The sequence below is a fragment of the uncultured Shimia sp. genome (genome assembly GCF_947493595.1).
GTDB lineage: Bacteria > Pseudomonadota > Alphaproteobacteria > Rhodobacterales > Rhodobacteraceae > Shimia.
Map to the genome: position 1 here is coordinate 93,922 of NZ_CANLRL010000004.1, position 15,644 is coordinate 109,565.

Below are 15,644 nucleotides of genomic sequence, written 5' to 3' on the forward strand. Positions count from 1 at the left end.
TTGACCCTGCCTAAGGGCCTCTATATAGAGGGGCTTTGAGACGCGACTTCAGAAGGCCTCCAGCGTGATACGATTCATCCTTTCGTTCTTCGGCACCATTTTCACTTTTGTGACCATGGGTATTGCCGTAGTGGCGCTCTCCATTGGGGCGGTGTTCTGGATTTATGGTCAGGAATTGCCCAGCCATGAGAGCCTGGCGCAGTATAAGCCGCCAACAATCAGCCGGATTTATTCGGGTGAGGGGCACATCATCGATGAGTTTGCCAAAGAGCGCCGTCTGTTTGTGCCAGCGGATGAGATTCCGGTTCTGGTGAAAGAGGCGTTTATCTCGGCGGAAGACAAAAACTTCTACACCCACTCCGGCTATGATGCACGTGGTATCGCGGCGGCGGCTGTAGAGGCGGTGCAGTCGCGGGGCTCCAACGTGCGCGGGGCGTCGACGATCACGCAGCAGGTGATGAAGAACTTCCTGCTCTCCGGTGATCGGAAAATTGAGCGGAAAATCAAAGAGATCATTCTGGCAACGCGGGTGGAAGACACGTTGTCCAAGGATCAGATCCTTGAGCTTTACATGAACGAGATTTTCCTCGGTCAGAACTCCTACGGTGTGGCTGCGGCGGCGCAGACCTATTTCAACAAGACGTTGGAAGAGCTGGCGCCGCATGAAGCGGCAACCCTGGCGTCGATGCCAAAGGCGCCGGGCAAGTTTCATCCTGTGCGCAACATGGATCGGGTTCTGGCACGGCGGAACTTTGTGCTCAAGGAGATGGCCGAGAACGGTGTGATCACGCAGGCGGTCTATGAGAGTGAAAAGGCGCTTCCTCTGAAGTCGGTTCAGAATGGCGACTATGAGAGCTACAAAACGGAACGGCCACCTCGTGACTATTTCACTGATGAGATCCGACGTCAGCTGAGCCGTGACTTTGGCGAAGACGAGTTTTTCTCTGGCGGTATGGCGGTGCGGTCCACGGAAGATCCGGAAATGCAGGATGTGGCGGCGCGGGCGTTGCGTCGGGCGCTGGAAAAATATGACCGCTCGCGGGGCGTATGGCGTGGCACTGGCGAGGTGTTGCCGGAAGAGGTGCTTGGCGATGAGGCGGCATGGCGCGAGGCGCTGGCCAATGTGTCTATCCCACGGGATGTGGACCTGGAAGGTCAGTGGCATCCGGCGGTGGTGCTTGAGGTTGGCAAAAACGATGCACGTATCGGCATCGAAGGTGTTGAAGATGACGACGACGGCCATTGGGTTCCAGCCAAGGACGCACAGTGGGCCCGCAAGCAGCGAGAAGACGGATCCCTTGCCAGCAAGGCCAAAGTGGCCGGCGATCTGGTGTCCAAAGGGGATGTTGTCCTTGTCAGGGCGATGACCAAAGACAGCGACGGCAGCTTTGTGCGCTGGACCTTGCGACAGGTGCCAGAAGTGCAGGGCGGCTTTATGGCGATGGACGTGAACAACGGCCGGGTGATCGCGATGCAGGGGGGCTTCAGCTATCAGGACACGGTGTTCAACCGTGCGACGCAGGCGAAACGTCAGCCGGGCTCATCCTTTAAACCGTTTGTCTATGCCTCGGCGTTGGACAGCGGCTATAGCCCTGCGACCATTGTGATTGACGCGCCAATTGAGATCAACACGCCCCAAGGTGTGTGGCGTCCGAAGAACTCGACCAACAAATTCTACGGCCCAACCCCATTGCGGACCGGCATCGAAATGAGCCGGAACCTGATGACCATTCGTTTGGCGCAGGAAGTTGGGATGGAAACCGTGGCACGTTATGCGGAGCGTTTTGGGGTCTATGACAATATGGGCGCCTTCCTGGCGAACTCGCTGGGCGCGGATGAAACCACACTGTATCAGATGGTTGCGGCCTATGCGATGTTTGCCAATGGTGGTGAGCGGGTGGAGCCAACCCTGGTGGACCGGGTGCAGGACCGCTACGGCAAAACAATCTATCGTCATGACCAGCGGGAGTGTACCGACTGTCTGGATCCAAGCGTGCCGGAGAGCCGGGGGCCACGGATTGTGACCAACCGTGAGCGCGTGATGGATGCGATCACCGCTTATCAGCTGACCTCGATGATGCAGGGTGTTGTGACACGAGGGACAGCCTCTAGCCAGATCAAGCTGCCGGTGCCTGTCGCAGGTAAGACCGGGACCACCAACGAAGCCAAAGACGTGTGGTTTGTGGGCTTTACCAGCAACATCGTGGCGGGCTGCTACATCGGGCATGACCGCCCGCGCCCGCTTGGGCGTGGCACCTACGGCGGTACCACCTGTGGTCCGGTGTTCCAGGAGTTCATGAAAGAGGCGATCAAGAAATACGGTGGCGGGAAATTTCGCGTACCGCCGGGTGGCCACTTCATCAAGATCGACCGCTACACCGGTGCGCGTCTGGACAATGATGCCAGCGGCGCCAGCGTTGTGGCAGAGTACTTCCGTGACGGCGAAGAGCCGATCTTTGGTATCGCCTATGACGGTGGTTTTGCCATGGGCAGCAACCTGCCGCTGGTGGAGGAAGTTCAATCGGCTGGCCGTCAGGTGACGACCTCCTCAGGCGGCACTGGGGTTGTCGGGCCGAAGGCGGACTTTGGCACGGTAAGCTCTGGTGGGCTGTACTAAGCAAAATAAGCCACTCATCGGTAAGTGAAATTTGAGCGGAGGTCGGAAACGGCCTCCGCTTTTTCGTGCAGAATGACGCAGTTCGCGCTAACGCCCTGTGCAGTTAACGAGGCGGCAATACTTGGCTCTTATGCAGGCGCAGCAAATTGCAGCCTAACAAGGACTCCTCCAATGAAAATAACCGCTTTTGCCGTTGTGGCCGTGCTGGCCGCGACGCCTGTTGTGGCCAACGAGTATGAACCTGCCATGGCAGCGTTCCTGAATGATAACATCCGTACCTGGGCGCAGGATCCGATCCTAGTGTCTGCGATCAAGGCACAGAACGAAACCACCGCTGGCTATGATCAAGCCACCATCGATCAGATGGACACCACATGGCGGGCCGAAGTGGGTGCCGCGTCAACCCCAACAATTACGCCAGTGATTGAAAATGCAGCGGCCGATTTTTTGCGGATGCAACTGGATAAGTCTGCCGGTCAGATCACCGAGATTACGGTGATGGATTCTGTTGGCCTAAACGTGGCGGCGTCCGGTGTGAACTCTGACATGTGGCAAGGTGACGAGGCCAAATATCAGCAAACCTACAGCGTTGGTCCAGAGGCCTATCACTTCAGCGAAGTGGAGCTGGATGACTCGACCCGCACCTATCAGGTGCAGATTTCGATGACGATTGTGGATCCGGACACCGGTGCCAGCATTGGCGCGATTGTTGTCGGTGTTGACGCGGAAACCCTCGAATAATTGTTATGCGGTCCCCTAGTGGGATCGCTTTCCTTTTCAGGAGTAGATCATGAAACTGTTTTCGCCGGTTTTGGCGCTGTTTGATAAGTTGTCTGTATTTTTGAAAGCCACACTGTTGATTGTGGGCACCACGCTGATCGTGGCCACGATGCTTACCGTGGACTCCCAGCGTCAGGTGACCAAGTCGATCAAAAACGGCCTGTTTCAACTTGCAACAGAGATGACCAGCTCCACCGCGGTCAATGCCAGCGGTGCGATCCGGTTTGGCGACACGGAGTCCCTGCAAGCGATTTTGGACACCACGCTGGATCGTGCGGACGGTCAGGCGTTGTATGCGGTTGCTTTGAATAAGGCCGGTGAGGCAATTGGGACCTCCGGCGCCCAACCAAATGCTGCGGGATCCGAAGTTGAGGCGCTGGCCAAACAGGCTCTGGAGAGCGGTGAAGCCGCGCGGTCTGAGAACGGCTATGTGATGGCGGAACCGGCGCGAAGCGGCAAAGACGGCAGCAAGATTGCCGGCTCAGTGGCGATCATCTGGTCTCCGGATCAGGCGTTGGCACAGGCGCAGGCGGCCAATATGCTGTCGATTGCCACCGCAGGTGTGGTGTTTCTGGTGATGTGCACACTCTGTGCCTGGGTGATCCGCACTGTGGTGTCTCATCCGTTGCAGGACGTGCGCGAAGTGGTGCGCGACATTGCTGAAGGGCGTTATGACACGCCTGCGAAACACGTAGAGCGCGGTGACGAGATTGGCGGGATTTCCCGCACGGTTGAAGGCCTGAAGGTGCAGCTTGCCGAAGCCCATGAAGTGGAGCAGGATCAGAAGCTGGCCCAGCAGGAGCAGGACCGTGTGGTTGAAGCGCTGACAGCGGCGTTGCAACGCTTGGCGGAGGGCGATTTGACCCATCCCATCGAACAGAGGTTCTCTGAAGGCTATGAGCCGCTGCGGGAGAACTACAACAACACCTTGGTGACCTTGGTCTCGATCATGGAAGCCGTGGTGGAGAACTCACACCGTATTCGCAGCAGCTCGAAAGAGATTGGCGATTCCTCGACCTCACTGGCGACCCGGACAGAAAGCCAGGCTTCTACGTTGGAGCAAACGGCCCATGCGATGGAAGAATTGACCGCCAGTGTGCGTGCAGCCGCAGAAGGTGCCAAAGACGTGGAAACCATTGTGGCGGGGACCAAGCAGACCGTGCAGTCCAGCGGCGAAGTGGTGAAGCAGGCGGTGGATGCGATGTCGCTGATTCAGGCGTCCTCAGACAAGATTTCGCAGATCATCTCGGTGATCGATGACATTTCGTTCCAAACCAACCTGCTGGCGCTGAATGCGGGCGTGGAAGCGGCGCGGGCCGGGGACGCGGGGCGTGGCTTTGCGGTTGTGGCTTCAGAAGTCCGGGCCTTGGCTCAGCGCTCGTCTGACTCGGCGTCGGAGATCAAGGAGCTGATCAACGAAAGCGCAACCCATGTGGATGAAGGTGTGACGCTTGTCGGCCGCACTGGCGATGAGCTGACAAAGATCATCAGCGGCGTGGCCACGGTGTCAGAGCGTGTCAGCGGCATTGCGGACGGCGCGGAACGTCAAGCGGCCACGTTGAGCGGCATCAACAAGGGCGTGTCGGAATTGGACCGTGTGACCCAACAGAATGCCGCGATGGTGGAAGAAACTGCGGCGGCAAGTACCGTGCTGCACAGCGACGCCAGCGAGTTGGCCTCTCAAGTGTCGGTGTTCAAGGTGACGCCAGAAGGTGCGGCGCGCCGGGCGGCGTAAGCGGGTCTCGCGACACTGCAGCAAAAAACTCTATGACGCACAGCCGGGCAAAGCGCTTGGCCGTGCGTCGTCACTTGCGGGGCAGGCAGGCCTGCGCTATCACGCTGATCTGAACCCATAAGAAGGTCTTTTCCCATGCGCGCTGAAGCTCAGAACACCGTTACAGAGATCGAAAAATCCCTGACCCTGTTGCGCCAGCGTTTGGATTGGGAAACCGCACCCTATCGGCTCGAAGAATTCAACGCCCGTGTCGAAGATCCAAACCTTTGGGATGATGCTGCGGCGGCGCAAAAACTGATGCGCGAGCGCCAGACTTTGGTCGACGCGATGGATATTGTGAAAGCCATTGAGACCGAGCTGTCTGATAACATTGAGCTGATTGAACTTGGCGAGATGGAAGAAGATGACGAGGTTGTGGCGGAGGCCGAAGAGGCGCTTAAGGCGCTGGTCACCAAAGCGGCAGAAAAAGAGCTGGAAGCCCTGCTAGATGGTGAGGCGGATGGCAATGACACCTTCCTGGAGATCAACTCTGGCGCTGGCGGCACAGAAAGCTGTGATTGGGCCAGCATGTTGGCGCGCATGTATGTGCGCTGGGCCGAGAAAAAGGGCTACAAAGTCGAGCTTCAGGCCGAGAGCGCGGGCGAAGAAGCGGGCATCAAATCGGCGGCCTATAAGATTTCCGGACACAACGCCTATGGCTGGCTGAAGTCTGAGAGCGGCGTGCACCGTCTGGTGCGGATTTCGCCGTTTGACAGTGCCGCGAAACGTCACACGTCGTTTACGTCGGTGAAGGTCTATCCAGTGGTAGATGACAACATCGAGATTGAGGTGAACCCGGCGGATATCCGGATTGATACCTACCGCTCCTCGGGCGCTGGTGGTCAGCACGTGAACACCACGGACTCGGCGGTGCGGATCACCCACCACCCCACCGGGATTGTGGTGACCAGCTCCGAGAAGTCGCAGCACCAGAACCGCGATATTGCCATGAAAGCGCTGAAGTCACGTCTGTATCAGATTGAGCTCGACAAGCGGTCTGCGCTGGTGAATGAGGTGCATGAAAACGCCGGCGACGCGGGCTGGGGCAACCAGATCCGCTCTTACGTGTTGCAGCCGTATCAGATGGTGAAAGACCTGCGCACCAGTTACGAGACCAGCGACACCAAAGGTGTTCTGGATGGCGATCTGGATGGGTTGATGGCGGCGACATTGGCGATGGACGTCTCGGGTATGAGCCGCGCGGACGCGCAGTCTGAGGACTAAGGCCGATCCGGGTTTGAGGGGGCTTTGCCCCCGTCACATCGAGGATGTGACTCCCCCAGGATATTTTGGGAATGAGAATGTGCAGGCGCTTCACCGAATGGTGGGGCGCTTTTGTTTGTTGGCGTGCTTGTGTGTTTAACCTGTTCATGATCCTCTGAGGCGGAGGAGGAGCAGGGTATGGCAGAGTTTTTGGATTGGGACGCAGGCAAGTTGGCGGCGGCGTTGCGTGGCGGGGATTTGAGCGCGGAGACCGTGATGGTGGCGACTTTGGCGCGGATTGGGGAGCGCAACCCGGCGGTGAACGCAATAGTGGATTTACGCGACGAGGCCACGCTGTTGGCGGCGGCGCGGGCGGCGGATGCGGTGCCGGTTACCGAGCGTGGCGCGTTGCATGGCCTGCCGATTGCGGTGAAAGCGCTTTCGCATGTGAAAGGTATGCGGACCACTGAGGGCAGCCCGCTGTTTGCGGAGCGTGTGGCCGACAAGGACAGTGCGTTTGTGGCGCGGATGCGCCGTGCCGGTGCAATCTTCATTGGCAAGACCAATGTGCCCGAGTTTGGGCTTGGCTCTCACAGTTACAACCCAGTGCATGGGGTGACATTGAACCCCTATGACGCCAGCCGCACGGCGGGGGGCAGTTCCGGTGGGGCCGGGGCGGCCTTGGCGATGAACATGGTGGCGCTGGCGGATGGCAGCGACATGATGGGCAGCCTGCGCAATCCGGCGGGGTGGAACAACGTCTATGGTTTTCGGCCAAGCTGGGGCGTGGTTCCTAAGGAGATCGGGGCGGAGAGCTTCTGGCAGCAGTTGTCGACCATTGGCCCGATGGGGCGCAGTCCGCGCGACTGTGCGCTGTTGCTGTCCGTGATGGCCGAAGCCGAGCCGAGGGTGCCGTTTAACCTGCCGGTGCAAGATTGGAATCTGCCGGAAGTTTGTTCGGTGGAAGGCGCGCGGATTGGCTGGTTGGCCGATTGGGGCGGCGCGATGCCGATGGAGGCAGGGATTTTGGCGCTTTGTGAGGATGGTGTGGACGTTCTGCGCGGCGCTGGTGCTGTGGTGGAAGATGTTGAACCGCCGTTTGATGCGGAAGAGATGTTCCAGAGCTGGAGCGATTTGCGGGCTTTTGCTTTGGCGGGGGAGTTGGTCGCGCTTTATGAGGATGAAAACAAGCGGGAGCGGCTCAAGCCTGCAGCGCAGTGGGAAATCAAGCGCGGTATGGAGATGGCGGCGTTGGAGTTGCATCGGGCGACCAAAGTGCGCTCGGAATGGTTTGCGAGAGCCGCTGAGCTTTTTGAAACTTATGAGGTTTTGGTGTTGCCCGTGGCGCAGGTGTTCCCTTTCCCGGCAGAGTGGGATTGGCCCAAGGAAATTGCGGGTGTGGTGATGGACACCTATCACCGCTGGATGCAGGTGATGGTGCCCGCAAGCCTGCTTGGCTTGCCTGCGATCAGCGTGCCGGTGGGATTTAACGCAGCCGGTTTGCCCATGGGTATGCAGCTTATTGGGGCCAAAGGGACGGATGTCCGGCTGCTGGAAGTCGCGGAGGCCTACCATATGGCGACGCAATGGCCGCAGAAACGTCCGCCACACATTCCAAACGGTTGATTTAAGACAGCAAACCGGCTTTGATCGCCGGGGAGCGAGCAGGCGCAGGGAGGCCGCATGTCTGAGGAGACACTTAAGGGCGCGGGGGAAAACCGTGGTTCTGAAAAACCCATGAGCGAAACACAACTGTCCGCCGCACGCAGCGAGAATGGTGAGCGCGCCCATGGCGCCCCGGCCATGGGCGACGTGAAGGCGGGCATGTTGGGGCAGGCGCTGAAGCTGGGGCTGCGGGATTTTGTGCGTAAGCCAATGTACGGGATTGGGTTTGGGCTTTTTTATGTGATTGGCGGCTGGCTGATGACCTGGCTGACCGTGGCCAGTGGGCAGAGCTATTGGCTGACCTTTGCGGCCATTGGCTTTCCGCTTTTGGGGCCGTTTGCCGCCGTGGGACTATATGAGGTGTCGCTGCGATTGGAGCGGGGCTGGGAGATCAACTGGCCGCTGATTGCCGGCGTGGTCTGGCGGCAGAGCAAGCGGCAATTGCCGTCGATCTGTGCGATCATCATCATTGTCTTCCTGTTCTGGTTTTTTCTGGCACATATGATTTTTGCGCTGTTTCTGGGGCTGGCACCGATGACGAATGTGTCGAGCTCCTTTGAGATCTACACCACCACAAACGGCATCACGATGCTGCTGGTGGGCTCGATTGTCGGGTTTCTGTTTGCGCTGCTGCTCTACATGATCACGGTGTTGTCTTTGCCGCTGTTGCTGGACCGGGAGATTGATTTTGTGACCGCGATGATCACCAGTTTTGCTTATGTGCAGAACCATTTTGTGGTGATGCTGATGTGGGCGGCCGTTGTGGCGGGCGTCACGTTTTTGGCGTTGCTGCCCGGATTTCTCGGATTGTTGATTTGCCTGCCGGTGCTGGGCCATGGCAGTTGGCATTTATACGCGCTGATCAAAGCGGCGGGTGCGCAAGAAGACGGCTGAGGGCAAGTAGAATGGGTGAGTTGAAGCCGGAGTTTGTGATTTCGGATGTGGCAGGGTTGCGGGCGGTGTTTAAGACACCCAATCCTGAGTCTTTGTCGCAGAAGAAATGCATCGACTATCTGGACAAACACGCGCGGGATTTTATCAGCCGTGCCCCGTTTTTGTGTTTGGGCACGCAGGCGCCGGATGGCTTGGCGGATGTGACGCCCCGAGGTGATCCTGAGGGATTTGTAAAAGTGCTCGATGCGCGCACGTTGGTGATCCCGGAGCGGCCGGGCAACAACCGGATTGATAGCCTGACCAACATCGTGGCCAACCCCAATGTGGGACTGATCTTTCTGGTGCCGGGGTTCGACGAGACGCTGCGGGTGAATGGCACGGCGCAGGTGACGACGGATCCGGAGATATTGGCGCTGATGGAAGTGCAGGACCGGTTGCCGCGCGCGGCGATTGTGGTGTCGGTGAAAGAGGTCTTCTTGCACTGTGCCAAAGCGTTCCGCCGATCCAAGCTGTGGGACCCTGCGTCGTTGCAGGACCGTAGCGGGATGCCTTCGTTAAGCAATATGGTGCTGGATCAGAGCACGGGCGCGCCTGAGGATGCAGAGGAAATGGCGAAACTCGATGCGCAGCTTGAGGCGCGCTATCGGGAAACGATGTACTGACGTTGTGTTTCAGGCCTCACGGCCCGTGGCTTTGAGGTTCTGGTGCAAATCGGCCGCTATAGGGTGGCCGGTTTCTATCGCGTAGACGTAGGCCTGGGTGAGGAAGAAGCCTTTTGCTTCGGGTGTTTTTGCTGCTGTGGCGGCTTCTTTGTAGAGTGTGACCAACGCGATTTTGTCGTCTGCGGCATGGGCGGCGAGCAGGCGGGCTTCCAAGTCGCTCATGGGGCGCGGTGTGCCTGCAGGCGCGCGGCGACCCAGTCATGAAAGCAATGGGTGGGCGCGTCCATGGCGGGGGAGAAACGACCACCGTCAAAATGTGGGGCAGATCGTCCACGCTGCATGCCTTCAACGACAAAGATGTCCTCCTCAAACACCTGTTTCCATTGGGTTGCATTTGTGGCGCGCAGGGCGTCGTTGGTGTCTTGGCTGGCGTAGTAGAGATGCACGTGTTCTCGGGTTTGATTGTGGGCCAGAGGTTCCAGGATGATTGCAAAGGCGTGGTCGCGCTGGGCGCCTAGGAGCACGTTGGGGTAAAGCGCGATGTATTCGGCGCCTTGGTCCCAGAAATCTGGCAGGTTGGCGAAGTCGGGGAAGGTGGTGCCCTCCTTGGACGTGAGTTGGCGGTAGACGTGGGTGCCCTGGCCGGAGAAATGCTCCGGTTCGACGATGTTGTAGTGATCCTCGAGGCGGGAATAGCTGTTGAGACTGGGGTGGACCCAAGGCAGGTGGTAGCTTTCGCAGTAGTTTTCCACGGCGAGCTTCCAGTTGGTGGCGACATCGAGAGTGAAACGGCTGTCGGCGCCGCCGTGGATGTGCGGTTGGTCAAAGGCGTGCCAGCGCGACAGCAGGGCGGCGTGTTGGTCTTCAAAGGCTGGGGTATCGCCGGAGATGTTTATAAAGACAATGTCGTGCCAGATGTGGGAGCGGACTTCGATCAGGCCGAGCGTGGCGCGGTCGATGTTGTGATCGGTGTTTTGGCCGGGACCGCCGACGTGGGGCGTGGTGACCAGACGGCCGTCGGTGGCGTAGCACCAGGAGTGGTAGGGGCAGCGGATGGCGCCTTCGATTTTGCGCGGTTCCTCTACGAGGATCATGCCTCTGTGGCGGCAGACGTTGTTGAAGACACGGACAGTGCCAGCTTTGTCACGTAGGAGCAGGAGTGGCATGCCAAGGAAGGTCAGCGGTACGGCGTCGCCCGGTTCGGGCACATCGGAGGCGACAGCCAGCCCCGCCCATGTGGACTTTAGCAAAGCGTCGGCCTCTTCTGAAAACACCGCTGGATCGGTGTAATGCGCGTTGGGCAAGCCGTTGGCCGTGGCCACGGGTAGGCGCACGGATGCGAGGGGATCGGCGTGAGGTTTCCGGTTGGACATGGCGGGCTCCTGTGGCTGGCACAGGTAGCCTAGGCGGCATGTTTAAGACTGGTCCGGCCTATCTGCGACAGCGGATGCCGCAGATGCGCCAGTCAAGTGAATGGGGTGTCGAGCATCAGGTGACGTTGGTGGAAATCAGGCAAGTCGTCGGGATCGACGTAACCGGTTTTGCGGGCCAGAGCGACAATCTCCTGTAGGGGCAGGTCCATATGTTCATAGACCATGCGGGCCACGCGGCGGCCGCGCAGGGTCTCGCGGGTGGGGCGGGCGGAATAGCCAAGCCAGAACTTGTTTTGAAAGGCGGCCACGCGCCCGAGGAAGCTGAAGGTGGCGGCCATGTTGTGGCGGTGGGAGACATTGATGGAGATGCCGTCCTCTTGGGGGGAGACATAGCCGCGATACTCGCGCAGAGGGCCATTGGTGGGCAGACCATGAGTGCTCATGGCGGCGCGGGGCTCATAACCGCGCAGGAAGGTGTATTGGTTGTCGCGGAAGACATAGACCAGCCCGACAACCACAAGCTCGGTTTCCACAAAGCTCTTGCGGGAGAAGCGGTAAAAGCCAGAGGGGAAAGCGTCTTCGGTCAGGGCTTGCATGCCACTGCCGATATTGCCCTCCAAAAACGGATGATTGAGCACACCAGGGCGCGTGTCGAGGTTTTCCAGAGGTTCCAGCAGAATACGGGCGTCGACGTCAAAAAATGCGCACATGATATGTAGCACATCAGGGCGTGGAAAACTCTCACCAGACAAGTAGCGATTGAATTGCGTGCGGTTGATTCCCAATTGGCGGCACAGATCGGACACAGAGCGGTACGGGGCGCACAGCGCCCGCAAATTTCGCCCAAACATTTGACGTAGCTCTGCAGGATGTGTTTCTGCTTCCAATGCAGGTTCGGGTTGTGACAATTGGCTCTCCGGCTGTGTTTGTCATTGAATAACTCGCAGAACGTGTGCAAAATCCGCTTGTGGTCAATTTCGACGCTGAATGGCGTCATCTTGGCGCATTTTGGCACCAGCTTGCAATGGGGCCGACACAAAATTGGCCATGGGTTGATGGGAAACTGGCTGTAGGCTGGGGCAGGGACATGCGCCAGCTGTGTTTTGGGCTGGCTCATCTATGCACGGGACATAACGAGTTTAGGGGAGGGAAAGGAATGAATGGGGTTGTGCTCTGGCATGACAACACAAGTGGTACAGCGGTAATTTGGTGTGAAGATCACGCGGACTTGGCCTACTACTCCGCAGAAACAGATGCGGCCGCTTTGGGGAGCGATGCCGTGGTGTTGGCGGCCGGGGATCTGGTGATTTTTGAAGTGATGCTGGTTGGCGACCAACGGCGTGCGATGAACCTGCGTCGTCTGGCTCCAGGCACGCCATTGGCAGAGCACCTGTTGCAGGCGGCGATGGCAGTGGAATCCGGAGAGGTTGCACGCGCGTTGCGGGCGGCTTTGCATCTGCCGGAAGCGGCAGAGGACACAGGCGCGTCGGCGGAGGTGATTGACTTGGAGGCGGTCGCACGGTCGCGCAAAGTCAGTTAGCTGAGTTTCGGCGCAGCCAAGACAACCAGACAAAAGAAAAGGGGCCAGCTGGCCCCTTTTTGCTGCGCTATAGCGTCAGGGTTTATTCGGGGCCGCGCGAGAGGGCCGCAACACCGGTGCGCGCCACTTCGATCAGGCCCAGCGGGCGCATCAGGTCAGCAAAGGCGTCGATCTTGCCCGGCGTGCCGGTCAGCTCAAACACAAAGCTTTCCAGCGTGCTGTCCACCGCATTGGCGCGGAAGATATCGGCCAGCCGCAGGGCTTCAACGCGTTTTTCACCAGTCCCTGCCACTTTGAAGAGGGCCAGTTCGCGCTCCACAGAGGCACCTTCGACGGTCAGGTCATGCACGTCATGCACCGAGACAATGCGGCCCAACTGCGCTTTGATCTGTTCAATCACCTGCGGTGTACCGGTGGTTACGATGGTGATGCGCGACAGGTGACCGGTGTGGTCCACCTCGGCCACGGTCAAGCTTTCGATGTTGTAGCCACGCCCGGCAAACAGGCCAATCACCCGCGCCAGAACGCCCGGTTCGTTGTCCACCAGAACGGCGAGCGTGTGGGTTTCGACCTCATCCGAAAAGTTGGGACGTAGGTTGTATGCGGAGTGGCTCGTGGAGCCTTTTTTGATTTTTAGAGCAGCCATGATCTCTCTCCTTACACCATCACCGCGCCGGCAGCTTGGATAACGCCTTGCGTGCTGGCTTCGCCCAGAAGCATTTCGTTGTGCGGCTTGCCCGACGGGATCATCGGGAAGCAGTTCTCGTGTTTCTCCACCAGACAATCAAAGATCACCGGGCCGTCGTAATTGATCATTTCCATGATCGCCTCGTCCAGGTCATCCGGATCGGAGCAGATGATGCCCTTGGCGCCAAAGGCTTCGGCGAGCTTCACAAAATCAGGCAGGGCCTCAGACCAGCTGTGGCTGTAGCGTTCGCCGTGCAGCAGTTCCTGCCACTGGCGCACCATGCCGAGGCGCTCGTTGTTCAGGATGAACTGTTTCACCGGCAGGCGGAATTGCACCGCGGTGCCCATTTCCTGCATGTTCATCAGCCAAGAGGCTTCGCCAGCCACGTTGATCACGAGGCTGTCGGGATGCGCTACCTGCACACCAATGGAGGCAGGGGTGCCGTAGCCCATGGTCCCGAGGCCACCGGAGGTCATCCAGCGGTTGGGATCTTCAAAACCAAGGTATTGCGCGGCCCACATCTGGTGCTGACCAACTTCGGTGGTGATGTAACGGTCATGCTCTTTGGTCAGTGCCTCAAGACGCTCCAGGGCATATTGGGGTTTTATGACTTTGCCTTCCTGAGTGTATTTCAGGCATTCCACCTTGCGCCACTCGCTGATCTGGCTTTGCCAGTTGGCAATGGCGTCGCGGTTCACGGTGCGGCCACGGGCTTTCCAGACTTTCAGAATGTCCGTCAGCACGCTTTCCACGTCACCCACAATTGGAATGTCCGCCGGGATCACCTTGTTGATCGAGGAGGGGTCGATGTCGATGTGGGCTTTGATCGAGTTGGGCGAGAAGGCGGAGATGAGGCCAGTGATGCGGTCATCAAAGCGCGCGCCGATATTGATCATCAGGTCACAGTCGTGCATCGCCATGTTGGCCTCGTAGAGACCGTGCATGCCGAGCATGCCGAGCCAGTTTTCACCCGACGCCGGATAAGCACCAAGCCCCATCAGCGTGGAGGTGATTGGGATGCCAGTGGCCTCCACCAGTTCACGCAGCAGTTTGGAGGCTTTGGGGCCGGAGTTGATCACACCGCCGCCGGTGTAGAACACTGGACGTTCGGCCTTTTCCATGGCCTCAACCAGCTCGTTGATGGCGGTGATGTCACCTTTGGTTTCCGGCGCGTAGATGGTGGTGTCGGATTTCTCCGGCGCTGTATAGGTGCCATTGGCAAACTGCACGTCTTTGGGAATGTCCACCAGCACGGGACCGGGGCGACCAGTTTGGGCCACGTGGAACGCCTGATGCAGGGTTTCCGCCAATGTGTCGGTGTCTTTGGCCAGCCAATTGTGCTTGGTGCACGGGCGGGTGATGCCGACGGTGTCCGCTTCCTGAAAGGCGTCAGAGCCAATCATGAAGGTCGGCACCTGGCCGGTCAGAACCAGAATTGGGATCGAGTCCAGAAGTGCATCCGTCAGGCCGGTCACGGCGTTGGTTGCGCCGGGGCCAGAGGTCACCAGTGCCACGCCAACCTTGCCGGTGGAGCGGGCATAGCCTTCGGCGGCATGCACGGCGCCTTGTTCGTGACGCACCAGAATGTGGCGAATGTCATTTTGCTGAAAAATCTCGTCGTAAATGGGTAGGACAGCCCCTCCGGGATAGCCAAAGACTGTGTCCACTCCCTGATCCTTCAGGGCTTGAACTACCATTTTTGCTCCGGTCATCTGACGTGTCATCATTCTCTCCGTTACCGACGACATTACTAGCTGCACAAAAAAGCCCCCGCTTATGAGCGAGGGCGCATGGGGTACCGTTATGGTGTCCGTTACCGGCCCATGCGCCTTATTCCGACAATGACGACTAGCCTTGGCATCGTTTTTGTCCTCAAGTGGGGTGACTTAATGTGTTCGGATCGGACCTTATGGCTGCTGCATCGCGGCGTCAACCGCGAAAACTACAGAAAAGCACCGTTTCAGGCGTAAATTCTTTCCATTTATTGCGTAAACCCTGGGGTCTTGTGAAATTTGATGAAATATTATGAGTGGATTCAGGTTGAATCAGATCACACCGTTTGTTCCTTGCAGCAATTTGGCGCGGCAAATTGCGTTTTATTGCGACGTGTTGGGCTTTGAGGAGGGATTTGTGGCCGGCAACTACGCTTTTTTGCGGCGTGAGGCCGTGGCGGTGCGGTTGATAGAGGTGGAGGCGGGTGAGGAACTAGCCGGGGGGGAGATGTCGTTTTACATTGATGTCGCCGGGATTGATGCGTTGTTTGCCGATTTGCTGGAAGCGCTGAATGGCCTGCCACCAAGCCGGGTGCGGGCACCGTTTGACCAGCCTTACGGGCAGCGGGAATTTCACGTGTTGGATGAGGACGGGAACCTCATTTTTTTTGGCGAGGCAATTGCGCCTTAAGCCGGCGGCCCGTTTGAGGCGTGCGCGGAAATGGGGGCCAGCCCC

14 protein-coding genes are annotated in these 15,644 nt (G+C 58.6%); 9 read left to right on the plus strand and 5 right to left on the minus strand.

What is annotated here, in order from left to right:
* Nucleotides 1-64 precede the first annotated feature (64 nt).
* The 7 genes from Q0955_RS11880 to Q0955_RS11910 all read left to right on the plus strand — a co-directional run bounded on the left by Q0955_RS11880 (nucleotide 65) and on the right by Q0955_RS11910 (nucleotide 9,595).
* Nucleotides 65-2,617, plus strand: a complete 2,553-nt coding sequence (locus Q0955_RS11880; RefSeq protein WP_299424506.1) for a penicillin-binding protein 1A — start codon at nucleotides 65-67, stop codon at nucleotides 2,615-2,617.
* A gap of 171 nt (nucleotides 2,618-2,788) precedes the next feature.
* The gene (locus Q0955_RS11885; RefSeq protein ID WP_299424507.1) at nucleotides 2,789-3,358 is read left to right on the plus strand and encodes a hypothetical protein; all 570 of its coding nucleotides are present in this window, start codon (nucleotides 2,789-2,791) and stop codon (nucleotides 3,356-3,358) included.
* Nucleotides 3,359-3,407: 49 nt separating this feature from the next.
* Nucleotides 3,408-5,132, plus strand: coding sequence for a methyl-accepting chemotaxis protein (locus Q0955_RS11890; protein WP_299424509.1), 1,725 nt, complete (start codon nucleotides 3,408-3,410; stop codon nucleotides 5,130-5,132).
* Between the two features lie 135 nt (nucleotides 5,133-5,267).
* Nucleotides 5,268-6,395, plus strand: coding sequence for a peptide chain release factor 2 (gene prfB, locus Q0955_RS11895; RefSeq protein ID WP_299424510.1), 1,128 nt, complete (start codon nucleotides 5,268-5,270; stop codon nucleotides 6,393-6,395).
* 177 nt (nucleotides 6,396-6,572) lie between these two features.
* The gene (locus tag Q0955_RS11900) at nucleotides 6,573-8,000 is read left to right on the plus strand and encodes an amidase (protein ID WP_299424512.1); all 1,428 of its coding nucleotides are present in this window, start codon (nucleotides 6,573-6,575) and stop codon (nucleotides 7,998-8,000) included.
* A gap of 177 nt (nucleotides 8,001-8,177) precedes the next feature.
* Nucleotides 8,178-8,933, plus strand: a complete 756-nt coding sequence (locus tag Q0955_RS11905; protein WP_299424809.1) for a DUF2189 domain-containing protein — start codon at nucleotides 8,178-8,180, stop codon at nucleotides 8,931-8,933.
* Nucleotides 8,934-8,944: 11 nt separating this feature from the next.
* On the plus strand, nucleotides 8,945-9,595 hold the full coding sequence (locus tag Q0955_RS11910; protein ID WP_299424513.1) for a pyridoxamine 5'-phosphate oxidase family protein: 651 nt from the start codon (nucleotides 8,945-8,947) through the stop codon (nucleotides 9,593-9,595).
* 9 nt (nucleotides 9,596-9,604) lie between these two features.
* On the opposite strand, the gene Q0955_RS11915 is transcribed toward Q0955_RS11910, so the two are convergent.
* The 3 genes from Q0955_RS11915 to Q0955_RS11925 all read right to left on the minus strand — a co-directional run bounded on the left by Q0955_RS11915 (nucleotide 9,605) and on the right by Q0955_RS11925 (nucleotide 11,819).
* Nucleotides 9,605-9,817: a hypothetical protein gene (locus tag Q0955_RS11915; RefSeq protein WP_299424515.1), complete on the minus strand. Its 213-nt coding sequence runs from the start codon at nucleotides 9,815-9,817 to the stop codon at nucleotides 9,605-9,607.
* Entirely contained in the window at nucleotides 9,814-10,968 is a 1,155-nt protein-coding gene (locus Q0955_RS11920; protein WP_299424516.1) for an aromatic ring-hydroxylating dioxygenase subunit alpha, read from the minus strand. The genes Q0955_RS11915 and Q0955_RS11920 overlap by 4 nt, the downstream gene beginning before the upstream one ends.
* 92 nt (nucleotides 10,969-11,060) lie before the next feature.
* Nucleotides 11,061-11,819 carry a helix-turn-helix transcriptional regulator gene (locus Q0955_RS11925; RefSeq protein WP_299424810.1) on the minus strand — a complete coding sequence of 253 codons (759 nt, stop codon included), beginning with the start codon at nucleotides 11,817-11,819 and terminating at the stop codon, nucleotides 11,061-11,063.
* Between the two features lie 305 nt (nucleotides 11,820-12,124).
* Between Q0955_RS11925 and Q0955_RS11930 the strand changes: the two genes are divergently transcribed.
* Nucleotides 12,125-12,508, plus strand: coding sequence for a hypothetical protein (locus tag Q0955_RS11930; protein WP_299424518.1), 384 nt, complete (start codon nucleotides 12,125-12,127; stop codon nucleotides 12,506-12,508).
* 82 nt (nucleotides 12,509-12,590) lie between these two features.
* On the opposite strand, the gene ilvN is transcribed toward Q0955_RS11930, so the two are convergent.
* A complete protein-coding gene (gene ilvN, locus Q0955_RS11935; RefSeq protein WP_299424519.1) occupies nucleotides 12,591-13,154 on the minus strand; it encodes an acetolactate synthase small subunit in 564 nt (187 codons plus the stop codon).
* Between the two features lie 11 nt (nucleotides 13,155-13,165).
* On the minus strand, nucleotides 13,166-14,920 hold the full coding sequence (locus Q0955_RS11940; RefSeq protein ID WP_299424521.1) for an acetolactate synthase 3 large subunit: 1,755 nt from the start codon (nucleotides 14,918-14,920) through the stop codon (nucleotides 13,166-13,168).
* Between the two features lie 301 nt (nucleotides 14,921-15,221).
* On the opposite strand from Q0955_RS11940, the gene Q0955_RS11945 reads away from it, so the two are divergent.
* Nucleotides 15,222-15,599 carry a VOC family protein gene (locus tag Q0955_RS11945; RefSeq protein WP_299424522.1) on the plus strand — a complete coding sequence of 126 codons (378 nt, stop codon included), beginning with the start codon at nucleotides 15,222-15,224 and terminating at the stop codon, nucleotides 15,597-15,599.
* The last annotated feature ends 45 nt before the right edge of the window (nucleotides 15,600-15,644 follow it).

Bases quoted from the DNA above. Each gene is read 5' to 3' on its own strand.
- Q0955_RS11885 (WP_299424507.1), top strand. From the start codon at position 2,789: ATGAAAATAACCGCTTTTGCCGTTGTGGCCGTGCTGGCCGCGACGCCT.
- Q0955_RS11890 (WP_299424509.1), top strand. From the start codon at position 3,408: ATGAAACTGTTTTCGCCGGTTTTGGCGCTGTTTGATAAGTTGTCTGTA.
- prfB (WP_299424510.1), top strand. From the start codon at position 5,268: ATGCGCGCTGAAGCTCAGAACACCGTTACAGAGATCGAAAAATCCCTG.
- Q0955_RS11900 (WP_299424512.1), top strand. From the start codon at position 6,573: ATGGCAGAGTTTTTGGATTGGGACGCAGGCAAGTTGGCGGCGGCGTTG.
- Q0955_RS11905 (WP_299424809.1), top strand. From the start codon at position 8,178: ATGGGCGACGTGAAGGCGGGCATGTTGGGGCAGGCGCTGAAGCTGGGG.
- Q0955_RS11910 (WP_299424513.1), top strand. From the start codon at position 8,945: ATGGGTGAGTTGAAGCCGGAGTTTGTGATTTCGGATGTGGCAGGGTTG.
- Q0955_RS11915 (WP_299424515.1), bottom strand. From the start codon at position 9,817: ATGAGCGACTTGGAAGCCCGCCTGCTCGCCGCCCATGCCGCAGACGAC.
- Q0955_RS11920 (WP_299424516.1), bottom strand. From the start codon at position 10,968: ATGTCCAACCGGAAACCTCACGCCGATCCCCTCGCATCCGTGCGCCTA.
- Q0955_RS11925 (WP_299424810.1), bottom strand. From the start codon at position 11,819: ATGTTTGGGCGAAATTTGCGGGCGCTGTGCGCCCCGTACCGCTCTGTG.
- Q0955_RS11930 (WP_299424518.1), top strand. From the start codon at position 12,125: ATGAATGGGGTTGTGCTCTGGCATGACAACACAAGTGGTACAGCGGTA.
- ilvN (WP_299424519.1), bottom strand. From the start codon at position 13,154: ATGGCTGCTCTAAAAATCAAAAAAGGCTCCACGAGCCACTCCGCATAC.
- Q0955_RS11940 (WP_299424521.1), bottom strand. From the start codon at position 14,920: ATGACACGTCAGATGACCGGAGCAAAAATGGTAGTTCAAGCCCTGAAG.
- Q0955_RS11945 (WP_299424522.1), top strand. From the start codon at position 15,222: ATGAGTGGATTCAGGTTGAATCAGATCACACCGTTTGTTCCTTGCAGC.